Here is a 16,438-nt window from a genome sequence, read left to right as displayed (position 1 = left end):
GCCGTGGAACGCATCCCCATCCTCAAGATCGGTGACGTGCTGCTCGCGTCCATCCAGATCGACCTGCAGGACCGCGACGTGCTCGCGCTGCAGGAGGACCTGGCCGAGAAGATCTGCTCGTCCGGCGCCCGCGGCGTCATCCTCGACATCTCCGCGGTCGACATCGTCGACTCCTTCATCGGTCGCATGTTCGCCACCATCGCCGCCACCTCCCGGCTCTTCGACGCCGAGACCGTGGTGGTCGGCATGCGCCCGGCGGTCGCGATCACGCTCGTGGAACTCGGTCTGACCCTCGGCGAGGTCCGCACGGCCCTCGACCTGGAGAAGGGCCTGGCCATCCTCGCCGCCCTCGGGGACCGGACCGACCGGTGACCCCGCCGGCCGCGCGGGAGGAGATCCCGATCACCGCCGACGAGGACGTCGTGCGGGTCCGGCAGGCGGTGCGGTCCTACGCGCAGAAGGCGAAGCTGTCGCTGGTCGACCAGACCAAGCTGGTCACCGCCACCAGCGAGCTGGCCCGCAACACCCTCACCTACGGCGGCGGTGGCACGGCGGTGGTCGAGTTCCTCACCGAGGGGCGGCGGTCGGGTGTGCGCGCCAGCTTCCAGGACGACGGCCCCGGCATCCCCGACGTCGACCTCGCCCTCACCGACGGCTGGACCAGCGGCCGGGGCATGGGCCTGGGGCTCAGCGGCGCGCGCAGGCTGGTCGACGAGTTCACCCTCGACACCGGGGCGGGCCAGGGCACCACGGTGACCGTCGTCAAGTGGTCCCGGTGAGCGCGGGGACCGACCACCTGCCCACCGCGGAGGACGTCATCTGGCTGCCGGTGGAGGAGCTGTCCGCCGTGGGCGCCGCCCGGCGCGCGGTGGCGAACCTCGCCGAGCGGTTGGCGTTCCCGGGGTCCCGCGCCGCCGAGGTGGGGATCGCGGTGACGGAGATCGCCACGAACCTGTGCAAGCACGCCGACCAGGGCGTGCTGCTGCTGCGTGCGTTGCGCACGGCCGACCACGCCGAGATCGAGGTGGCCGCGGTCGACAACGGCCCCGGCATCCCGGACACGGAACTGGCTTTCCTGGACGGCCACTCCACCACCGGCACGCTGGGCATCGGTCTCGGCGCGGTGCGCAGGCTCGCCGATGTCTGCTCGCTGCGCTCCACCCCCGACGGCACCGTCCTCGCCGCCCGCTTCGGCCCGGACCGCCGCACCGTCCCCACCCCCGGGTTCGCCATCGGCGTCACCAAGCCGATCGCGGGCGAGGAGGTCTGCGGCGACGCCTACGCCATCCGCCGGGACGGCGACCGGCTGCTGCTCATGCTCTGCGACGGCGCGGGCCACGGACCGCTGGCCGCGTCGGCGTCCCGGGCCGCCGTGCGCGCGTTCCTCGACGGCGACTGGGCGCCGCCCGAGCGGGTCGTGCGGCGCCTGCACACCGCCATGCTGGGCACCCGCGGCGGCGCGGTCGCGGTGGCCGAACTGGACCCGACCGCGCGCACCCTGCGGTACGCGGGTGTGGGCAACATCGCGGGCGCGGTCGTGTCCGAGCGCAAGAACGGCCTGGTGTCGCTGCCCGGTGTCGCCGGTTACCAGGCGCGTACGGTCCGGGAGTTCACCTACGACCTACCGCCCGGTGCCGTCGTGGTGATGCACTCGGACGGGCTCAACGACCGCTGGGGCGTCGACCCCGTTGTCCGGTGGTCGGCCGACCCCTTGGTGATCGGGCTGGAACTGCTGCGGGAGGCCGGTGTGCGGCGCGACGACGCCAGTGTGGTGGTGGCCAAGCCGGGTGCGCGATGAGCGCGGACGAGCTGCTGGTGGTGACGCTGGCGGGTGAGCAGGACGTGTTCCTGCTGCGCCAGCGCGGCCGCGAGGCGGCCCGCGCGGTCGGGTTGGAGGCCCAGGACCAGATCCGGGTGGCCACCGCGCTCAGCGACCTGGGCCGCGTGCTGCTCACCGGGAAGCGCGTGGTGGTGGCGGCGTTCGCGGTGACCTCGGCGCCCTCGCCCGCGCTGACCGTGCGGCTGCGCACCGGCGTCGACCGGCTGCCGGTGGACGAACCCGGCTGGGCCACCGCCGAACGCCTGCTCGACGAGGTGTGCGTCGTGAACTTCCGGGGCCGGGTCGAGGTGCGCGTGTCCAAACGCCTCCCGGCCGGAATGGGCTACCCGGGCCAAGACGAACTTGTACGGCTGCGTGATGCTCTTGGCAGTCTGGGGGAGACCAACGCTGCGGACGAGCTGCGCGCGCAGAACGAAGAACTTCTTCTGACGTTGGAAAGCCTCGAGCGCAAGCAAGAGGAACTACTCACCCTCAACGCGGAACTGGAAGAGACCAACCGCGGTGTTGTCGCGCTCTATGGCGAGTTGACCGAAGAGCTCGACGAGACTAACCGCGGCGTGGTGGCTCTCTATGCCGAACTGGACCAGACGGGTATCGAGCTGCGACGAGCAAGCGAGGCCAAGAACCGGTTCTGGTCCAATGTGAGCCACGAGGTCCGCACCCCGGTCAACTCGATCGTCGGCCTCGCGCGGCTGCTGCTCGGCCCCGGCGCCGACCCGCTCACCGCCGACCAGCGCAGGCAGCTGGAGGTGATCACCGGCTCCGGCACCGCGCTGCTCACCCTGGTCAACGACCTGCTGGACGTGGCCAAGGCGGAGTCCGGCAGGCTCGAACCCCGCTACACCGAGGTCGACCCGCGGCTGCTGCTCGCCCGGCTGCGCGACGGTTTCCTGCCCATCACCCGCGACAGCGCGGTGGCGCTGGTGATCGACGACCTGCCCGACGCGCCGCCGCCGCGCACCGACGAGACGCTGCTCGGGCACGTCCTGCGCAACCTGGTGTCCAACGGGCTCAAGTTCACCGAGCGCGGCGAGGTCCGGGTCACCGCCGCGTGCGACGGCGAGCACTGGGAGTTCACCGTCGCCGACACCGGCATCGGCATCCCCGCCGAGCACGTCGACAAGGTCTTCGAGGAGTTCCACCAGGTGCCCGGCCCGTTGCAGGCCAAGAGCGCGGGCACCGGCCTCGGGCTGCCGTACGCCAAGGGACTGATCGAGGTGCTCGGCGGTTCACTCGATCTGCGGAGCACGCCCGGGCGGGGCACGCTGGTGACCGTGCGACTTCCTTTGCGGGCCCCGCGTCCCCAGGCCCGTCCCCGATCGGCGCTGCTGGTCACCGCGGACGACACGCTCCGTGCCCGACTGACCACTGTGGTCGGTCCGCTCGTCGGATCCGTGCGGGAGACCTCCGACGGCGCGGGCGCCGTGCTGATGGCCGCCGCGGAACCGCCCGGGCTGCTCGTGCTCGACCTGGCCGCCCCGCACGCCGACGACTGCCTGGAGGGCATGCGCCGCGACCCCCGGCTGGTCGCCACCCCGGTGCTCGCGCTGGAGTCCGCCGACCACCGCGACCGGCACAGCGGCGTCGCCGTGCTGCGCACCTCGCAGCTGTCCACCGAGTCCGTCCGCGACGGCATCCACCGCGCCCTGGCCGCGGTCGACCCGGCCACCACCGAGCTGGTCGCCGGGTCATGACCGCCCGGCCCTTCGACGACCAAGACCGCCCGGCCCGCATCCTGGTGGTAGACGACACCGAGGCCAGCCGCATGATCACCGGTGGCTGGCTGCGCCGCAACGGCCACGAGATCATCGAGGCGGACACCGGCGCGAGCGCGCTCGCCCGCGTGCGCGACGGCGTCGACCTGGTGATCCTCGACGTGAACCTGCCGGACATGAGCGGGTTCGAGGTGTGCGAGGTGATCAAGAGCGACCCGGCGACCGCGGTGGTGCCGGTCGTGCACGTCTCGGCGAGCCACATCGAGGCCAGCGACCGCGCGGCGGGCCTGACCCGCGGCGCCGACGCGTACCTGTCCGAACCCGTCGACCCGGGTGAGCTGCTGGCCACCGTCAAGGCCGCGCTGCGCTACTACCGGGCGCGGGCCGCCGCCGAGAACCTGGCCGCCCGGCTGTCCCGGCTCACCGCGGCCAGCCTGGAGGTCAACGCGGCGCGCACCTTCCCGGCCCTGGTCACCGCCGCCACCCGGGGGGCCGCCGCCGTGCTCGGCAGCGGCGCGACCGTGCTCGTTCGGCTGCGCGACGGCGCTGAGCTGTGGGGGAGCACCCCCGGCCCCGGCGGGCCGGTGGCGCTCGCGCCGCACGGGGCGACCGCGCTCGCCGACGAGCACCTGCCCGACGGCGTCACCTCGGCCGTGCGAGCGCTGCCCGGCGGGCTGTGCGCCGCGCTGTCGAGGACCAAGCCCGAGTGCCCCGTGACCTGCGTCGCGGTGCCGGAGGCGGCCGTGGGGGCGCCGGAGGAACGGGACCTGCTGGTGCAGCTGGGGCTGGCCACGGCGGTCGCGGCGGAGGGGCTGCGCGCGTTCACCGACGAGCACGACGTCGCCCTGGCGCTCCAGCGCAGCCTGCTGCCCAGCGTGCTGCCGCGCCGCCCGGGCGTCACCATGGCCGCCCGGTACGTGCCCGCGTCCACGGTGGCCCAGGTGGGCGGCGACTTCTACGAGGTCGCCGAGCTCGACGACCGGCTGCTGGTGGCGATCGGCGACGTCACCGGCCACTCCATCGAGGCCGCGACGATCATGGGGGAGGTGCGGCACGCGCTGCGCGCCTACGCGATCGAGGGGCACGGCCCGGACCTGATCGTGGAACGCCTCAACGCGATGCTCCGGCGCTTCCACCCCGAGGGCCTGACCACGCTGTGTGTGCTGCTGCTCGACCCGGTGGCGGGCCGCGCGACCGTGGCCAACGCCGGTCACATCCCGCCGCTGTTCCTCGACGCCGACGGCGCCCGCTACCTGCGGCTGCCCGGGGCGCTGCTGGGCGTCGCCACCCCGCGCCCGCCCGCGACCACCGTGGACGTGCCCCCGGGCACCACGGTCGTGCTGATGACCGACGGCCTCATCGAGCGCCGCACGGTCCCACTCGACGCCGACATGGAGCGGCTGCGCGCCTCGATGCGCCACGGGGAGTCCCCCGAGGCCATCTGCGAGCGCCTGCTCGCCGACTTCGGCCAGGACAAGGACGACGACATCGCGCTCCTCGTCCTGCGCCGCGACTGAGCCCACTGAATCACCCCGGTCGGTTCGGGGTGGTTCAGTGCTACGGCGAGAGTGAACATTCACCTTCACCTCCGGGAGGTGTCGTGCCCCGAGCGAGCAGGCGGGACGAGATCACCGCCGCGGCCGCCTACCGGCGCGACCCCGAGGCGTTCACCGTCACCGTGCTGAACACCTCGTCGTTCCACCCGAGCCTGCCCCCGGGCTTCCAGCACCCCGTGGAGATCGTGGGGGACCTGATGGCGGCCGGACAGCGCGCGGGCGTCGTGCGCGAGGGCAGTCGCTGCTGCTCGCCGTGATCTTCATGGGCGCGCTGCTGCGCCCGCTGATCGTCGCCACCCTCGCCGCTCCCGGCGCCCTCGACCTGCGCGACCCCCCCACGACTCGTTGCTCACCGCCGCCGCCTTGGCCGCCGACACGGCCTATTCGTGGCTGACCACCTACGGGCCGACGGCCGGACCGACCCCCTGCTGATCCTCTTGCTGGACATCCCGTTGGCCCTGTCCTTCGCCGCCGCCCTCACCCTCGGACTGCGTCACACCCTGCGCAACGCCGCGCCGCGGGTGCGCGCGTGGATCGCGTTGTTGCCGCTGGTGGGCGCCGCGCTGAACTACGTCGAGGACGCGGGCATCACCGCGTACCCCACCCGGATCGACCTCCTGGCCACGGCGGTCAGGTTCCGTGTCGGCGGTGAAGTCGTTGTGCTTCAGGCTTTCCGCGGTCGTGCTGGTGGGCGTCGCCGCCGTCCGTGCCGTCAACCGCGCGCGGGGCGCCTGCCCGGCCACGTGAGCCGGGTGACCTATTCGGATCTTGCGGCGGCGCCGGCCCGCCCGGCATGATCGTGAGCGGAACGCACCCGTGCCCAGTCGGGGGAAGTCCGGTCGGAATCCGGCGCTGTCCCGCAACGGTAGGCCACCGAGAGACGGTGGTGAGCCCGAATACCCGCTGGGCGCGGTCTGCTCCGCACACCGTCGAGGACAGCGGGTCGGAGCCTGGACGCTCCCCGCCGTTGTCGCGCGGGTCCGGGTTCCCACGCCGCCGCGAGCGCGAGAGGCGTAGGAGAATGGGTTTAGGCCGGAGGATCACGGCCACGGTGTTCGCGGTCGCGGTCACGGTCACCGCGACGGCCCCCGCCCAGGCGGCGGTCACCGCCGACGACACGGCCGCCGGGTGGTTGGCCAGGCAGCTGGTCGACGGCGAGTACATCGACACCCCGGGCGTCCCCGGCATGCCGGACCACGGCCTGACCGCCGACGTCGTCCTCGCGCTCGACGCGGCGGGCGTGGCCAAGGGCGCGGCGGAGAAGGCCACCGCGTTCCTCGCCGTCCCGGCCAACGCCACCTACTACGCCTTCCCCGGCGGCGGTGAGTCCTACGTCGGCCCGCTGGCCAAACTCGGCCTTGTGGCCCAGGCACAGGGCATCGACCCGAAGACCTTCGGCGGGATCGACCTGCACGCCCGACTGCTGGCGCTGATGGACGCGCGGACCGGCCGGTTCGCGGACGCCACGAAATACGGCGACCAGACGAGCACCTTCAGCCAGGCACTGGCCGTGCTGACCCTCAAGCGTGCGGGCGAACTGCCTGACCTCGCGGTCGACTACCTCGCGGGCGCCGCCTGTCCCGACGGCGGCTTCCCGGTCCCGTTCGAGGAGGCGACCTGCCTGCCCGACGTGGACGGCACCGCGATCACCGTGCAGGCGCTGCTGGCCGCCGGGCGCGCGCAGCCCGCGACCAAGGGGCTGGACTGGCTGGTCGCCAACCAGCGACCCAACGGCTCCTTCCTCGACGGCGGCATCGAGAACTCCAACAGCACCGGCCTGGCCGCACAGGCGTTGCGCGCGGGCGGTCGCACCGCCGAAGCGGACAAGGCCGTCGCGTTCCTGGTCACCCTCCAGGTCGGTTGCGACCGCCCGGAAGCCGACCGCGGCGCGATCCCGCACAACGCGTCCGAGTTCGACGCGGCCACCGCCGCCCGTGCCGCGGCCCAGGCCATCCCCGGTATCGCCGGGGTGAGCTTCGCCGACATCACCGCCGACGGCGCCACCGCCGCGTTGCCCACTGTGGACTGCCCCACGCCGACCACCACCACGACCGCGCCTACTACTACGACCACAACCGCCAGTGGCACGACGACCACCACCTCGGCCGCCGCGCCGCTGCCCGCCGGATCGCGCACGCCTCCGTTGGCCGCCACCGGATTCCAGCCCACCGCCGGGGTCTGGGTCGGAGTCCTGTTGCTGCTGACCGGAACCGGCCTTGTCCTCGTGTCCCGTCGCCGTGTCCCACATGGAGGTAACAAGTGAAGACCGCCGTACTCCGCAGAACCGCCGCAGCGGCGGCGGTAGGCCTCACCGCGGCCGTCACCACCGCGCTCGGCGCGGCACCCGCGCAAGCCGCCGCGTGCTCCGGCACGTCCGGCGTCACCGTGATCGTCGACTTCACCGCCGTAGGCGGCACCATCCAGACCGCCTGCGCGCTCGGCGACCCCGCGTCCGGCCTGGCCGCGCTCACCGGCGCCGGGTTCACCTACGGGTTCGTCCCGCGCCAACCGGGCTTCGTGTGCCAGATCAACACCAAGCCCAACCCGTGCAACGGCGCCCCGGTCACCGCCTACTGGTCCTACTGGCACGGCACCCCGGGCGGCTCGTGGACCTACAGCACCAGTGGCGCGGGCGCCTACAACCCCGCCCCCGGCACGGTCGAGGGCTGGGCCTTCGGCGCGGGCACCGCTCCCGGCCAGGCCCCGTGACCGCACGGTCGGGCCTGCGCACCGCCCTCGCCGCCGCCCTCTTGGCGGCGGCGGGGCTGGTCGGCGGCGCGGTACCGGCGTCGGCGGCGGCGTGCGGTGCCTCCGGGGTGACCGTTGTCGTCGACTTCGGCTCGCTCGGCGGCGGGGTGCAGACCCGGTGCGCGCCGGGCGATCCCGCGAGCGGACTCGCGGCGTTGGCGGACGCCGGGTTCGGCTACACGTTCCCCACCCGGCAGCCCGGTTTCGTGTGCCGCATCGACAACCGCCCCGCCCCGGACGCGGACCCGTGCGTCAACGCCTCACCGGGCAACGCGTACTGGTCGTACTGGCACGCCCCGCGCGGGGGGACCTGGACCTACAGCACCAAGGGGGCGGGCAACCGCGACCCCGGCGCGGGCACTGTCGAGGGGTGGTCGTTCGGCGCGGGCGCGGCGCCCGCCATGGCACCCCCGGCCGCACCCGCGGTCCCGCCGCCCGCGGCGAACCCGACAACTACGGCCGTGCAGGCCCCTCCCGCCACCGCAGCGGGCAAACCCGCCGCTCCCGCCGCCGTACAACCTCCCGTCACGACAACGACAGCGGCACCCGCGCCACCACCGAGCACACCGCCATCCTCAACGCCGTCGTCGTCGGAATCCTCCCCGCCGCCGTCGCAGTCACCGTCAGCGGAAGCCATACCGGCACCGGTAGCCCCATCCGAGACGGTGCCGCCCCCACCGCAACCCACGGCGGGCGCGGAGTCCGGTAGCTCCACGGCGGTCATCGTCGCCGGGATCGTGGTTGTCGTGCTCGCGGCCCTGGCCGCCATCACCGCGCGGCGTCGGAGAGCGCGAGAGGATCTGTGACCCGAACGCACTCCGGGGCGTGGTGGTTGTGGGCGTTGGGACTCGCGGTCGTCGCCAGTCGCACCACCAACCCCGTGCTGCTGGCCCTCGTCGCGGCCGTGGCGGGGTTCGTCGCGGTCACCTGCCGCGCCGCCGCGCCCTGGTCGTCGGCGTACGGGATGTTCCTCAAACTCGGGCTCGCCGTGCTCGGCATCCGGCTGGTGTTCCACGTCCTCGTCGGCGGCTTCACGGGCACCACCGTGCTGTTCACCCTGCCGGAGATCCCGCTGCCGGACTGGGCGGCGGGCATCCGGATCGGCGGCCCGGTCACCGCCGAGGGGCTCGCGCACGCGCTGTACCTGGGGTTGCAGCTGGCCACGCTGCTCTGCTGCGTCGGCGCCGCGAACGCGCTCGCCGACCCGCGCAGGCTGCTCAAATCGGTCCCCGCCGCGCTTTACGAGGTCAGCGCCGCGGTCGTGGTCGCGTTGACGCTGGCACCGCAGCTGGCGGTGTCCGCGCGGTCGGTGCGCCGCGCCCGGATGCTGCGCGGTGACCCCGCGCGTGGCCGCCGCGCGATCCGGACCCTGCTCGTACCGGTGCTGGAGGACGGCCTCGACCGCTCGCTGCACCTGGCCGCCGCCATGGACTCCCGGGGCTACGGCCGCACGGCCGGACTGCCGCGCCGGACCCGCGTCCTGACGGCGCTGCTGGTCTTCGGCGGCCTGATCGGCCTGTGCGTCGGCGCCTACGGGCTGCTGGACTCGGCCGCCCCGGCGATCATCGGCGCGCCGACGCTCCTGCTCGGGGTGCTGCTCGCGGTGACCGGACTGCTGATCGGCTCCCGCCGGGTGCGCCGCACGCGGTACCGACCGGACAAGTGGACCGTCCGCTCCGTCCTCATCGCGTGCTCCGGGCTCGCCGCCGGCGCGGTGACGATCGTGGCCGATTCCCTGGGCACGGCGGACCTGGTGCCGACCACCTCACCCCTGTCCTTCCCGGACCTACCGCTGCTGCCGTCGGCGGGTGTGCTGATCGCGCTGCTGCCCGTGGCGCTCGTTCGACGGGAGACGCGCTCGTGATCCGGTTCGACAACGTGTCCGTGACGTACAACGGCGCGGACAGGCCCACCTTGAGCGGGATAGACCTGTTCGTGCCGGAGGGTGAACTCTGCCTCGTAGTGGGCAGTACCGGCGCGGGTAAGTCCACCTTGCTTCGAGCGGTCAACGGGTTGGTGCCGCACTTCACCGGCGGCAAGCTCACCGGTCGCGTTGTTGTCGACGGGCGCGACACCGCCACGCACCCACCACGAGAACTGGCCGACGTCGTCGGCCTGGTCGGCCAAGACCCGGTGGCGGGATTCGTCACCGACTCGGTCGAGGAGGAACTGGCGTACTCCATGGAGTCGCTGGCGGTGCCGGAAACGGTGATGCGCAAACGGGTCGAGGAGACCGTCGACCTGCTCGGGCTCGCGGACCTGCGCGGCCGCGCGCTCGCCACCCTGTCCGGCGGGCAGCAGCAGCGGGTCGCGATCGGCGCGGCGCTCACCGCGCACCCCCGCGTCCTCGTCCTCGACGAACCGACCTCCGCGCTCGACCCGGGCGCGGCCGAGGACGTGCTGGCCGCCGTGCACCGGCTCGTCCACGACCTGGGCATGACCGTGCTCGTCGCCGAACACCGCCTGGAACGCGTCGCCCAGTACGCCGACCGCGTGATCTGGTTGCCGGGCGGCGGCGCGGCCCCGGTCGACGGTGATCCCGGGACCGTGCTCGCCGAGGCGCCGGTAGCGCCACCGGTCGTGCGACTCGGCCAACTCGCCGGCTGGTCACCGCCGCCGGTGTCGATCCGCGACGCCCGCAGGCTCGCCGGGCCACTGCGGGAACGACTGGAGCCGATCACACCGCCGGTGTCGGAATCCGTGAGCGGTAGAGAGATCCTGGCCGCGACAGGCGTAACCGTGCGCTACGGCAACACCACCGCCGTCAGCGGAGTAGACCTCAAGGTGACGACGGGGGAGCGGGTCGCGGTCATGGGCCGCAACGGCTCCGGCAAGTCGAGCCTGCTGTGGGCACTGCAAGGCAGCGGCAAACGCTCCGGTGGCGCCGTAGTGGTCGATGGCGCCGACCCGGCGAAACTGAAGCCCCCCGCTCGTCGCGCCAAGATAGGCATGGTTCCCCAACAACCGGCGGATTTGCTCTACCTGCACACGGTCGCCACCGAATGCGCCCAAGCCGACACCGAGTCCGGTAGACCCGAGGGCACCTGCCGCGCCCTGGTGGACTCACTGGCCCCGGGCATCCCGGACGACCGCCATCCCCGCGACCTGTCCGAAGGTCAACGCCTCGCCCTCGTCCTGGGAATCGCCCTGACCCCGTCGCCGGACGTGCTGCTGCTGGACGAACCGACGCGCGGACTGGACTACCCGGCCAAGACCCGCCTCGCCGAGGCACTGCGCGCCTTGTCCCGCGACGGCCACGCCGTCGTCCTCGCCACCCACGATGTCGAGTTCGTCGCCGAGGTCGCCACCCGCGTCGTCGTGACCGCGGACGGCGAGATCGTGGCGGACGGCCCGGTGGAGCAGGTCGTCACGTCGTCCCCGGTCTTCGCACCCCAGGTCGCCAAGGTCCTCGCGCCCCGACCGTGGCTGACCGTCGCCGCCGTCGAGACCGCCCTGGCCACCCGGTGAGCGCGCCACCGGTCCGCGTCGGACCGCGCTCGGCGGTCGCGCTGGCGCTCTCGGGCGTCCTCGGCCTGGTCGCGTTCTGCTGGCCGCTGGTCGTCGGCCCCGGCGCGGGCCTCGCGCACGGCACCGACGCGCCGCTGGTGTTCGCGCTGCTGCTCCCGGTGTCGCTGGCCGTCGTGCTGGCCGAACTGGCCGACGGCGGCATGGACGCCAAGGCCGTGGCCATGCTCGGCGTGCTCAGCGCGCTCGGCGCCGCCATCCGGCCGCTGGGCGCGGGCACGGCGGGCATCGAGACCGTCTTCTTCCTCATGGTCCTCGCGGGCCGCGTGTTCGGCCCCGGGTTCGGCTTCGTGCTCGGCAACACCACCCTGTTCGCCTCCGCGCTGCTCACCGGCGGCGTCGGCCCGTGGCTGCCGTACCAGATGCTCGGCGCCGCCTGGGTCGCCCTCGGCGCGGGGCTGCTGCCGAGGGCGACCGGGCGCCTCGAACCGCTGCTGCTGGCAGGCTACGGCGCCGCCGCGGGCCTGCTGTACGGACTGCTGCTCAACCTGTCGTTCTGGCCGTTCACGCTGGGGGAGGGGACCTCGCTGTCGTTCCAGCCCGGCGCGCCGGTCGAGGACAACCTCACCCGGCTGGTCCTGTTCTCCCTCGCCACCTCGCTGGGCTGGGACCTCGGACGGGCCATCACCACCGTGGTGCTGGTGCTGGTCACCGGACCGGTGCTGCTGCGCGTGTTCCGCCGCGCGGCCCGCCGCGCCGAGTTCATCCCCTGACCCCGGGCGCTTTCTTGGCGATAGCGGCCTTCATCGCGTCCAACCCGATGAGGTTGAACGGGCGCCCCAGGGTGCGCATCAACGAGTTCTCCGTCGGACGGTAGATGCCGCGCTTGTAGTAGTAGGCGCCCTGGAAGGTACCCACCACCCCACCGTCCGGAGACGGCTTACCGAGGTACGAGTACCACTTCGTCCGATACCGGGCCATCGACGAACTCGAGTACACCGACACGTTCGCCTCCTGCGGCTCCCGGCCGGTGTACAGGTCGTTCGGCACGTCGTACTCGTCGGCCAGCCCACCGATCGAATGCCCCAACTCGTGCGCCACGACCTGCCCGGACTGCGCGTTGCCACCCGAGGACGTGGCCACACCGCCGCCCGCGCCGCCGTACTTGGTGCTGTTGCCCACCGCCAGCACCTGGTCCACCGCGGGTGCCAGCGCCGCGTACCGCTTCGCCTTGGCCTCGTCGACGCACAGCAGCCGCTCGATGTCGTCGCACCAGAAGTACATGTCCAGCGCGGTGTTCCGCCGCACGCCCCTCGACGGTTCGTTGTCCACACCGGACTCCGGCGACACCACGTTGACCTGCCACACGTTGAACGAGCCCTTCATCGACCGGAACGGCTCGACCTGGGTCAGCTCGTTCCACCGGTTCACCACGTGCTGGTGGTAGGTCGCCATCTCAGCGGCGGTGTACCCGTCGCCGACGAAAACCAGGTCGAACCGCGAACTCGACGGACCGGTCTGCTGCACCGGCACCACATCCGCCACTACGGGCGCGAACGACTCCGTGGGCACGGGAAGCGTCACCCGTGTGCGGGTGATGGTGCCGTCGGGGGAGAAGACCTCTTTCACAGTTGAGTACGTGGGCGGCTGGGAATTCGCGTCTTGCGCGGCATCGGCCGTGTGCACACCGACCATCGCGGCCGCGAGGACCACCGCCGCGAGCAGGGGAACCGTACGCATCTCTCTCCGATCCAGGCAGGGAACGCCACTATCGCCCGCCCTTCCCGCACCGGGGTAATAGCGGCTTCCATACCGCCGATCTATGGCTCGCGCGCGCGAACCCCCACTACGCTCACCGGATGGACCTGGAGCTACGCCATCTGCGGACGCTCTGCGCGATAGCCGACACCGGCAGCCTCACCCGCGCCGCCGCCGTCCTGCGCCTGTCCCAACCCGCCCTCACCGCCCGCCTCAAACGCGTCGAGCAGGAAATCGGGGTACCGCTGTTCACTCGCGGTCCGCGCGGGATGGTCTCCACGCGCGTGGGCGACTTCGTGCTGCTGCGCGCCCGCGCGATCCTGCACGGCGTCGACGACCTGGGCCGCGGCGTGGCCCGCTTCACCGACGCGGACGCGCCCGTCGTCGCCATCGGCGGCGCGGTCGGCTCGGTCTCGGTGGGCCTGGCCGCGCGCGTGGTCGACCGCCTGCCCGCCGTCGAGGTGCGCCTGACCATGGAGTACTCGCCCCGGCTGCTGTGGGACCTGGTCGCCGCGGGCAGGCTCGAAGCGGCGGCCACGGTCGACTACCCCGGCTACGAACTGGAGTCCACATCGGACATACAGTGCGCGGTCATCGCCGATGAGCCGGTTTTCGTTGCCTTGGCACCGAACGACCTCTTAGCCGACCGTGACGAGGTAGCGCTAACCGAGCTCGCGGAACGCACATGGGCGATGACACCGTCCGATGGCGCCGGTTGGCCCGACTGCTTCCACACCGCCTGCGTGCGCGCCGGGTTCACCCCGCGCGTCCACTACACCTCGGCGAGCGCCGAATCCATCCACGAACTCGTCGCGGCGGGCCACGCCGTCACCGCCTGCCAGGCCGTCTACCGCGGCGGCGACGGCATCGTCGTCCGGCCCCTCGCGGGCGCGCCCGTGCGCATGCGGCACGTGCTCCTCTGCCGCCGCGACGGGCCGCTGGCCGACCACGCCGACGCCATGCTCGGGTTCGCCCGCGAGGCGTACCGCGACTACGCCCGCAGGCACGCCAGGTGCCCTGACCGGCTCGACCCGGCTACCCCCGCGCCCGCCGCAGCAGGTACGTGTCCATGATCCAGCCCTTCTCCCGCCGGGCCGCCGCGCGGGTGTCCCGGATCCGCTCGGCCACCTCGGCCAGCGGCCCGGAGATGACGACCTCGTCCCGCGTGCCCACGTACGCACCCCAGTGGATGTGCAGGTCGGGGTCGTCCGCCAGCTCCAGGTAGGCGTCCCGCGCGTCGAGCATCACAACGACGTCGTCCACACCCTCCGGCCAACCCTGGGCCAACCGCCTGCCCGTGGTCACCTGCACGGCCCCGCCGACCTGGTTGAGCGTCGTACGGCACCGCGCGGCGAGCGCGGACACGCTGCTGATCCCCGGCAGCACCTCGACCTCGAACGCCAGCGCGCCCCGCGCCCGGATGTCGTCGACGACGGAGATGATGCTGTCGTAGAGCGAAGGGTCGCCCCACACCAGGAACGCGCCCGTCTCACCGGGACGCAGGTTCTCGGCGATCATCCGCTCGCACACGTCCGCGCGCCGCTTCCGCCAGTCCTCCACCGCTTCCGGGTAACCGGCCTCCGTGCGCAACCGCTCCGGATCCGGGGTGCGGACAAGCCGGTAGCCCTTACCGGGCACGTGAACGTCCAGAATCGCCTGTCGCAGTTCGGACAGCTCGATCGCCGCGTCCGCCTTGTCCAGGAAGAAGAACACGTCCGCCCGGTTGAGCGCCTCCACCGCCGCCACCGTCACGTGACCGGGGTCACCGGCCCCGATCCCGATGACCGCCACCCGCGTCGCCTCACTCATGCCGTGACCCTAACCGCCGGTGGACCCCGGTTAGATGGGGCCATGACCACCCCCCGGACGCTGGTGCTCGGCGGTGCCCGGTCCGGCAAGTCGGCCCACGCGGAGGGCCTGCTGACCGGCGACGGCCCCGTCGACTACCTGGCCACCGCCCGCCGCGACCCCGCCGACACCGAGTGGTCGGCGCGCATCGCCGACCACGTCGCGCGCAGGCCCGCGCACTGGCGCACGGTCGAGGTCCCGGCCCGCGCCGACCTGCCCGCCCGGCTGCGCGCCGCCCGACCCGACGACCCGCCGCTGCTGGTCGACGACCTCGCCACCTGGCTCACCGGCGTCCTCGACGACGTGGGCTGGACCCGCGGCCCCGAGGCCGCCGAGGCCCGCGTCGACCTCGCCGCCGCGGTCGCCGCCTGCCCCGCCCGCCTGGTGCTCGTCTCCGCCGAGGTCGGGCTCGGGGTCATCCCCTCGACCCGTGCGGGCCGGATATTCCGGGACGAGTTGGGCGCGCTCAACGCCGCCGTCGCCGCGCACTGCGCCGAGGTGCTGCTGCTCGTCGCCGGGATCCCGCTGCGGCTGCGCGGATGAGCCACCTCGCGGGCGCGCGGCTCGCCTTGCACTGGCTCACCACGTTCCCGATCCACCAGGACGGCACGGACGCGCGAACCAGGGGTCTCGCCATCACCTGGGCACCCGTGGTCGGTGTGCTGCTCGGTGGCGTCGTCGCGACGCTCTTGTACCTCTTGTCGCTCGCGGGCCTACCGCCACTGATGTCCGGTCTGCTCGCGGTCGGCGCCACCGCGCTGCTGACGCGCGGGATGCACCTCGACGGCTTGGCCGACACCGCCGACGGCCTCGGCTGCTACGGCCCATCCGAACGCGCCTTGGCGGTGATGAAGGACGGCGGCGTCGGCGCGTTCGCCACCGTCGCGCTGGTCATCACCATCGGCGTCCAGGCCGTGGCCCTGGGCGCGCTGGGCGGCACGGCGCGGTGGCCCGCGGTCGTGTACGCCCTCGTCGCGGGCCGGGCCGCGTTCTCCTGGTGCTGCCGCCGGGGCGTGCCGCCCGCGCGGCCCGAGGGCTTCGGCGCGCTCGTCGCGGGCACGCAGCACCCCGCGGTCCCGGCGGCCTGGCTGGCCGCGCTGGTCTGCGCCGGACCGCTGGTCGTGCCCGGCAGGCCCTGGCTGGGGCCGCTGGCCGCGCTCCTGGCCGCGGGCGCGGTGGCGCTGCTGACCCGGCACCTCGTCCGCCGCTTCGGCGGGGTCACCGGGGACGTCTTCGGCGCGAACGCCGAAGTGGCGACGACCGTGGTCTTGGTGGTGTGCGCGGCGGTCTGAGCGGGGGTCCGATGTGTCCGGTGGGGCCGCCGGAAGCCGGTGAGTCCACAGTGGAGAGAGGGGTTTGGTGACGCTGGGCCGGTGTGGCCGCCGCCGTGGGGGACTCGGCGCCACCCGTCCGAGTGGTTTTACCCGGGTGCTGTCGGCCGACTACGCCGAAATCGCTCCGATGTGTGTCGGACCGCGCATTCCCGTGATGATCAATTCGTTTCCTTT

Annotated in this window: 18 protein-coding genes and 1 riboswitch; of the genes, 16 read left to right on the top strand and 2 right to left on the bottom strand. The window is 73.2% G+C overall.

Annotation, left to right across the window (positions count from 1 at the left end):
- Positions 1 to 3: 3 nt before the first annotated feature.
- From CLV40_RS33485 to CLV40_RS33425, 13 genes are all read left to right on the top strand, one after another.
- Positions 4 to 372, top strand: coding sequence for an STAS domain-containing protein (locus CLV40_RS33485; RefSeq protein ID WP_104483031.1), 369 nt, complete (start codon positions 4 to 6; stop codon positions 370 to 372).
- The gene (locus CLV40_RS33480) at positions 369 to 779 is read left to right on the top strand and encodes an anti-sigma regulatory factor (RefSeq protein ID WP_104483030.1); all 411 of its coding nucleotides are present in this window, start codon (positions 369 to 371) and stop codon (positions 777 to 779) included. The genes CLV40_RS33485 and CLV40_RS33480 overlap by 4 nt, the downstream gene beginning before the upstream one ends.
- Positions 776 to 1,798 (top strand): ATP-binding SpoIIE family protein phosphatase, encoded by a 1,023-nt coding sequence (locus CLV40_RS33475; RefSeq protein ID WP_245931732.1) that lies wholly within the window; start codon positions 776 to 778, stop codon positions 1,796 to 1,798. Before CLV40_RS33480 ends, CLV40_RS33475 begins: the two co-directional genes overlap by 4 nt.
- On the top strand, positions 1,795 to 3,534 hold the full coding sequence (locus tag CLV40_RS33470) for an ATP-binding response regulator (protein ID WP_219824183.1): 1,740 nt from the start codon (positions 1,795 to 1,797) through the stop codon (positions 3,532 to 3,534). The genes CLV40_RS33475 and CLV40_RS33470 overlap by 4 nt, the downstream gene beginning before the upstream one ends.
- On the top strand, positions 3,531 to 5,072 hold the full coding sequence (locus CLV40_RS33465; protein WP_104483028.1) for a fused response regulator/phosphatase: 1,542 nt from the start codon (positions 3,531 to 3,533) through the stop codon (positions 5,070 to 5,072). Before CLV40_RS33470 ends, CLV40_RS33465 begins: the two co-directional genes overlap by 4 nt.
- A gap of 83 nt (positions 5,073 to 5,155) precedes the next feature.
- Positions 5,156 to 5,368, top strand: a complete 213-nt coding sequence (locus CLV40_RS33460) for a hypothetical protein (RefSeq protein WP_104483027.1) — start codon at positions 5,156 to 5,158, stop codon at positions 5,366 to 5,368.
- A gap of 129 nt (positions 5,369 to 5,497) precedes the next feature.
- Positions 5,498 to 5,908 carry a hypothetical protein gene (locus CLV40_RS33455; protein WP_104483026.1) on the top strand — a complete coding sequence of 137 codons (411 nt, stop codon included), beginning with the start codon at positions 5,498 to 5,500 and terminating at the stop codon, positions 5,906 to 5,908.
- A gap of 7 nt (positions 5,909 to 5,915) precedes the next feature.
- Positions 5,916 to 6,033, top strand: a riboswitch (cobalamin riboswitch).
- A 129-nt stretch (positions 6,034 to 6,162) separates the two neighbouring features.
- Complete coding sequence (locus CLV40_RS33450) at positions 6,163 to 7,374, top strand: prenyltransferase/squalene oxidase repeat-containing protein (protein WP_181043906.1); 1,212 nt, start codon at positions 6,163 to 6,165, stop codon at positions 7,372 to 7,374.
- The gene (locus CLV40_RS33445; protein ID WP_181043905.1) at positions 7,371 to 7,820 is read left to right on the top strand and encodes a hypothetical protein; all 450 of its coding nucleotides are present in this window, start codon (positions 7,371 to 7,373) and stop codon (positions 7,818 to 7,820) included. The genes CLV40_RS33450 and CLV40_RS33445 overlap by 4 nt, the downstream gene beginning before the upstream one ends.
- Positions 7,817 to 8,665, top strand: coding sequence for a hypothetical protein (locus CLV40_RS33440; protein ID WP_219824182.1), 849 nt, complete (start codon positions 7,817 to 7,819; stop codon positions 8,663 to 8,665). The genes CLV40_RS33445 and CLV40_RS33440 overlap by 4 nt, the downstream gene beginning before the upstream one ends.
- On the top strand, positions 8,662 to 9,723 hold the full coding sequence (locus tag CLV40_RS33435) for an energy-coupling factor transporter transmembrane component T (RefSeq protein ID WP_104483025.1): 1,062 nt from the start codon (positions 8,662 to 8,664) through the stop codon (positions 9,721 to 9,723). Before CLV40_RS33440 ends, CLV40_RS33435 begins: the two co-directional genes overlap by 4 nt.
- Entirely contained in the window at positions 9,720 to 11,327 is a 1,608-nt protein-coding gene (locus CLV40_RS33430) for an ABC transporter ATP-binding protein (protein ID WP_104483024.1), read from the top strand. Before CLV40_RS33435 ends, CLV40_RS33430 begins: the two co-directional genes overlap by 4 nt.
- Positions 11,324 to 12,097 carry an ECF transporter S component gene (locus CLV40_RS33425; RefSeq protein ID WP_219824181.1) on the top strand — a complete coding sequence of 258 codons (774 nt, stop codon included), beginning with the start codon at positions 11,324 to 11,326 and terminating at the stop codon, positions 12,095 to 12,097. Before CLV40_RS33430 ends, CLV40_RS33425 begins: the two co-directional genes overlap by 4 nt.
- Here the strand turns inward: CLV40_RS33425 and CLV40_RS33420 are convergent.
- Complete coding sequence (locus tag CLV40_RS33420) at positions 12,087 to 13,064, bottom strand: M64 family metallopeptidase (RefSeq protein WP_104483022.1); 978 nt, start codon at positions 13,062 to 13,064, stop codon at positions 12,087 to 12,089. The genes CLV40_RS33425 and CLV40_RS33420 overlap by 11 nt on opposite strands.
- Before the next feature lie 119 nt (positions 13,065 to 13,183).
- On the opposite strand from CLV40_RS33420, the gene CLV40_RS33415 reads away from it, so the two are divergent.
- On the top strand, positions 13,184 to 14,155 hold the full coding sequence (locus CLV40_RS33415; protein ID WP_104483021.1) for a LysR family transcriptional regulator: 972 nt from the start codon (positions 13,184 to 13,186) through the stop codon (positions 14,153 to 14,155).
- Here the strand turns inward: CLV40_RS33415 and cobF are convergent.
- The gene (cobF, locus tag CLV40_RS33410) at positions 14,118 to 14,891 is read right to left on the bottom strand and encodes a precorrin-6A synthase (deacetylating) (RefSeq protein WP_104483020.1); all 774 of its coding nucleotides are present in this window, start codon (positions 14,889 to 14,891) and stop codon (positions 14,118 to 14,120) included. The two genes, CLV40_RS33415 and cobF, sit on opposite strands and share 38 nt — an antisense overlap.
- Before the next feature lie 42 nt (positions 14,892 to 14,933).
- Here cobF and CLV40_RS33405 point away from each other — a divergent pair, with 42 nt between their 5' ends.
- On the top strand, positions 14,934 to 15,473 hold the full coding sequence (locus tag CLV40_RS33405; RefSeq protein WP_104483019.1) for a bifunctional adenosylcobinamide kinase/adenosylcobinamide-phosphate guanylyltransferase: 540 nt from the start codon (positions 14,934 to 14,936) through the stop codon (positions 15,471 to 15,473).
- Positions 15,470 to 16,222 (top strand): adenosylcobinamide-GDP ribazoletransferase, encoded by a 753-nt coding sequence (locus CLV40_RS33400; protein WP_104483018.1) that lies wholly within the window; start codon positions 15,470 to 15,472, stop codon positions 16,220 to 16,222. The genes CLV40_RS33405 and CLV40_RS33400 overlap by 4 nt, the downstream gene beginning before the upstream one ends.
- Positions 16,223 to 16,438 lie beyond the last annotated feature (216 nt).

Origin of the sequence: Actinokineospora auranticolor (genome assembly GCF_002934265.1) — a bacterium.
Lineage (GTDB): Bacteria > Actinomycetota > Actinomycetes > Mycobacteriales > Pseudonocardiaceae > Actinokineospora > Actinokineospora auranticolor.
Note: the sequence above shows the minus strand (reverse complement) of the source record. Positions and strands in the feature narration are given on the sequence as shown.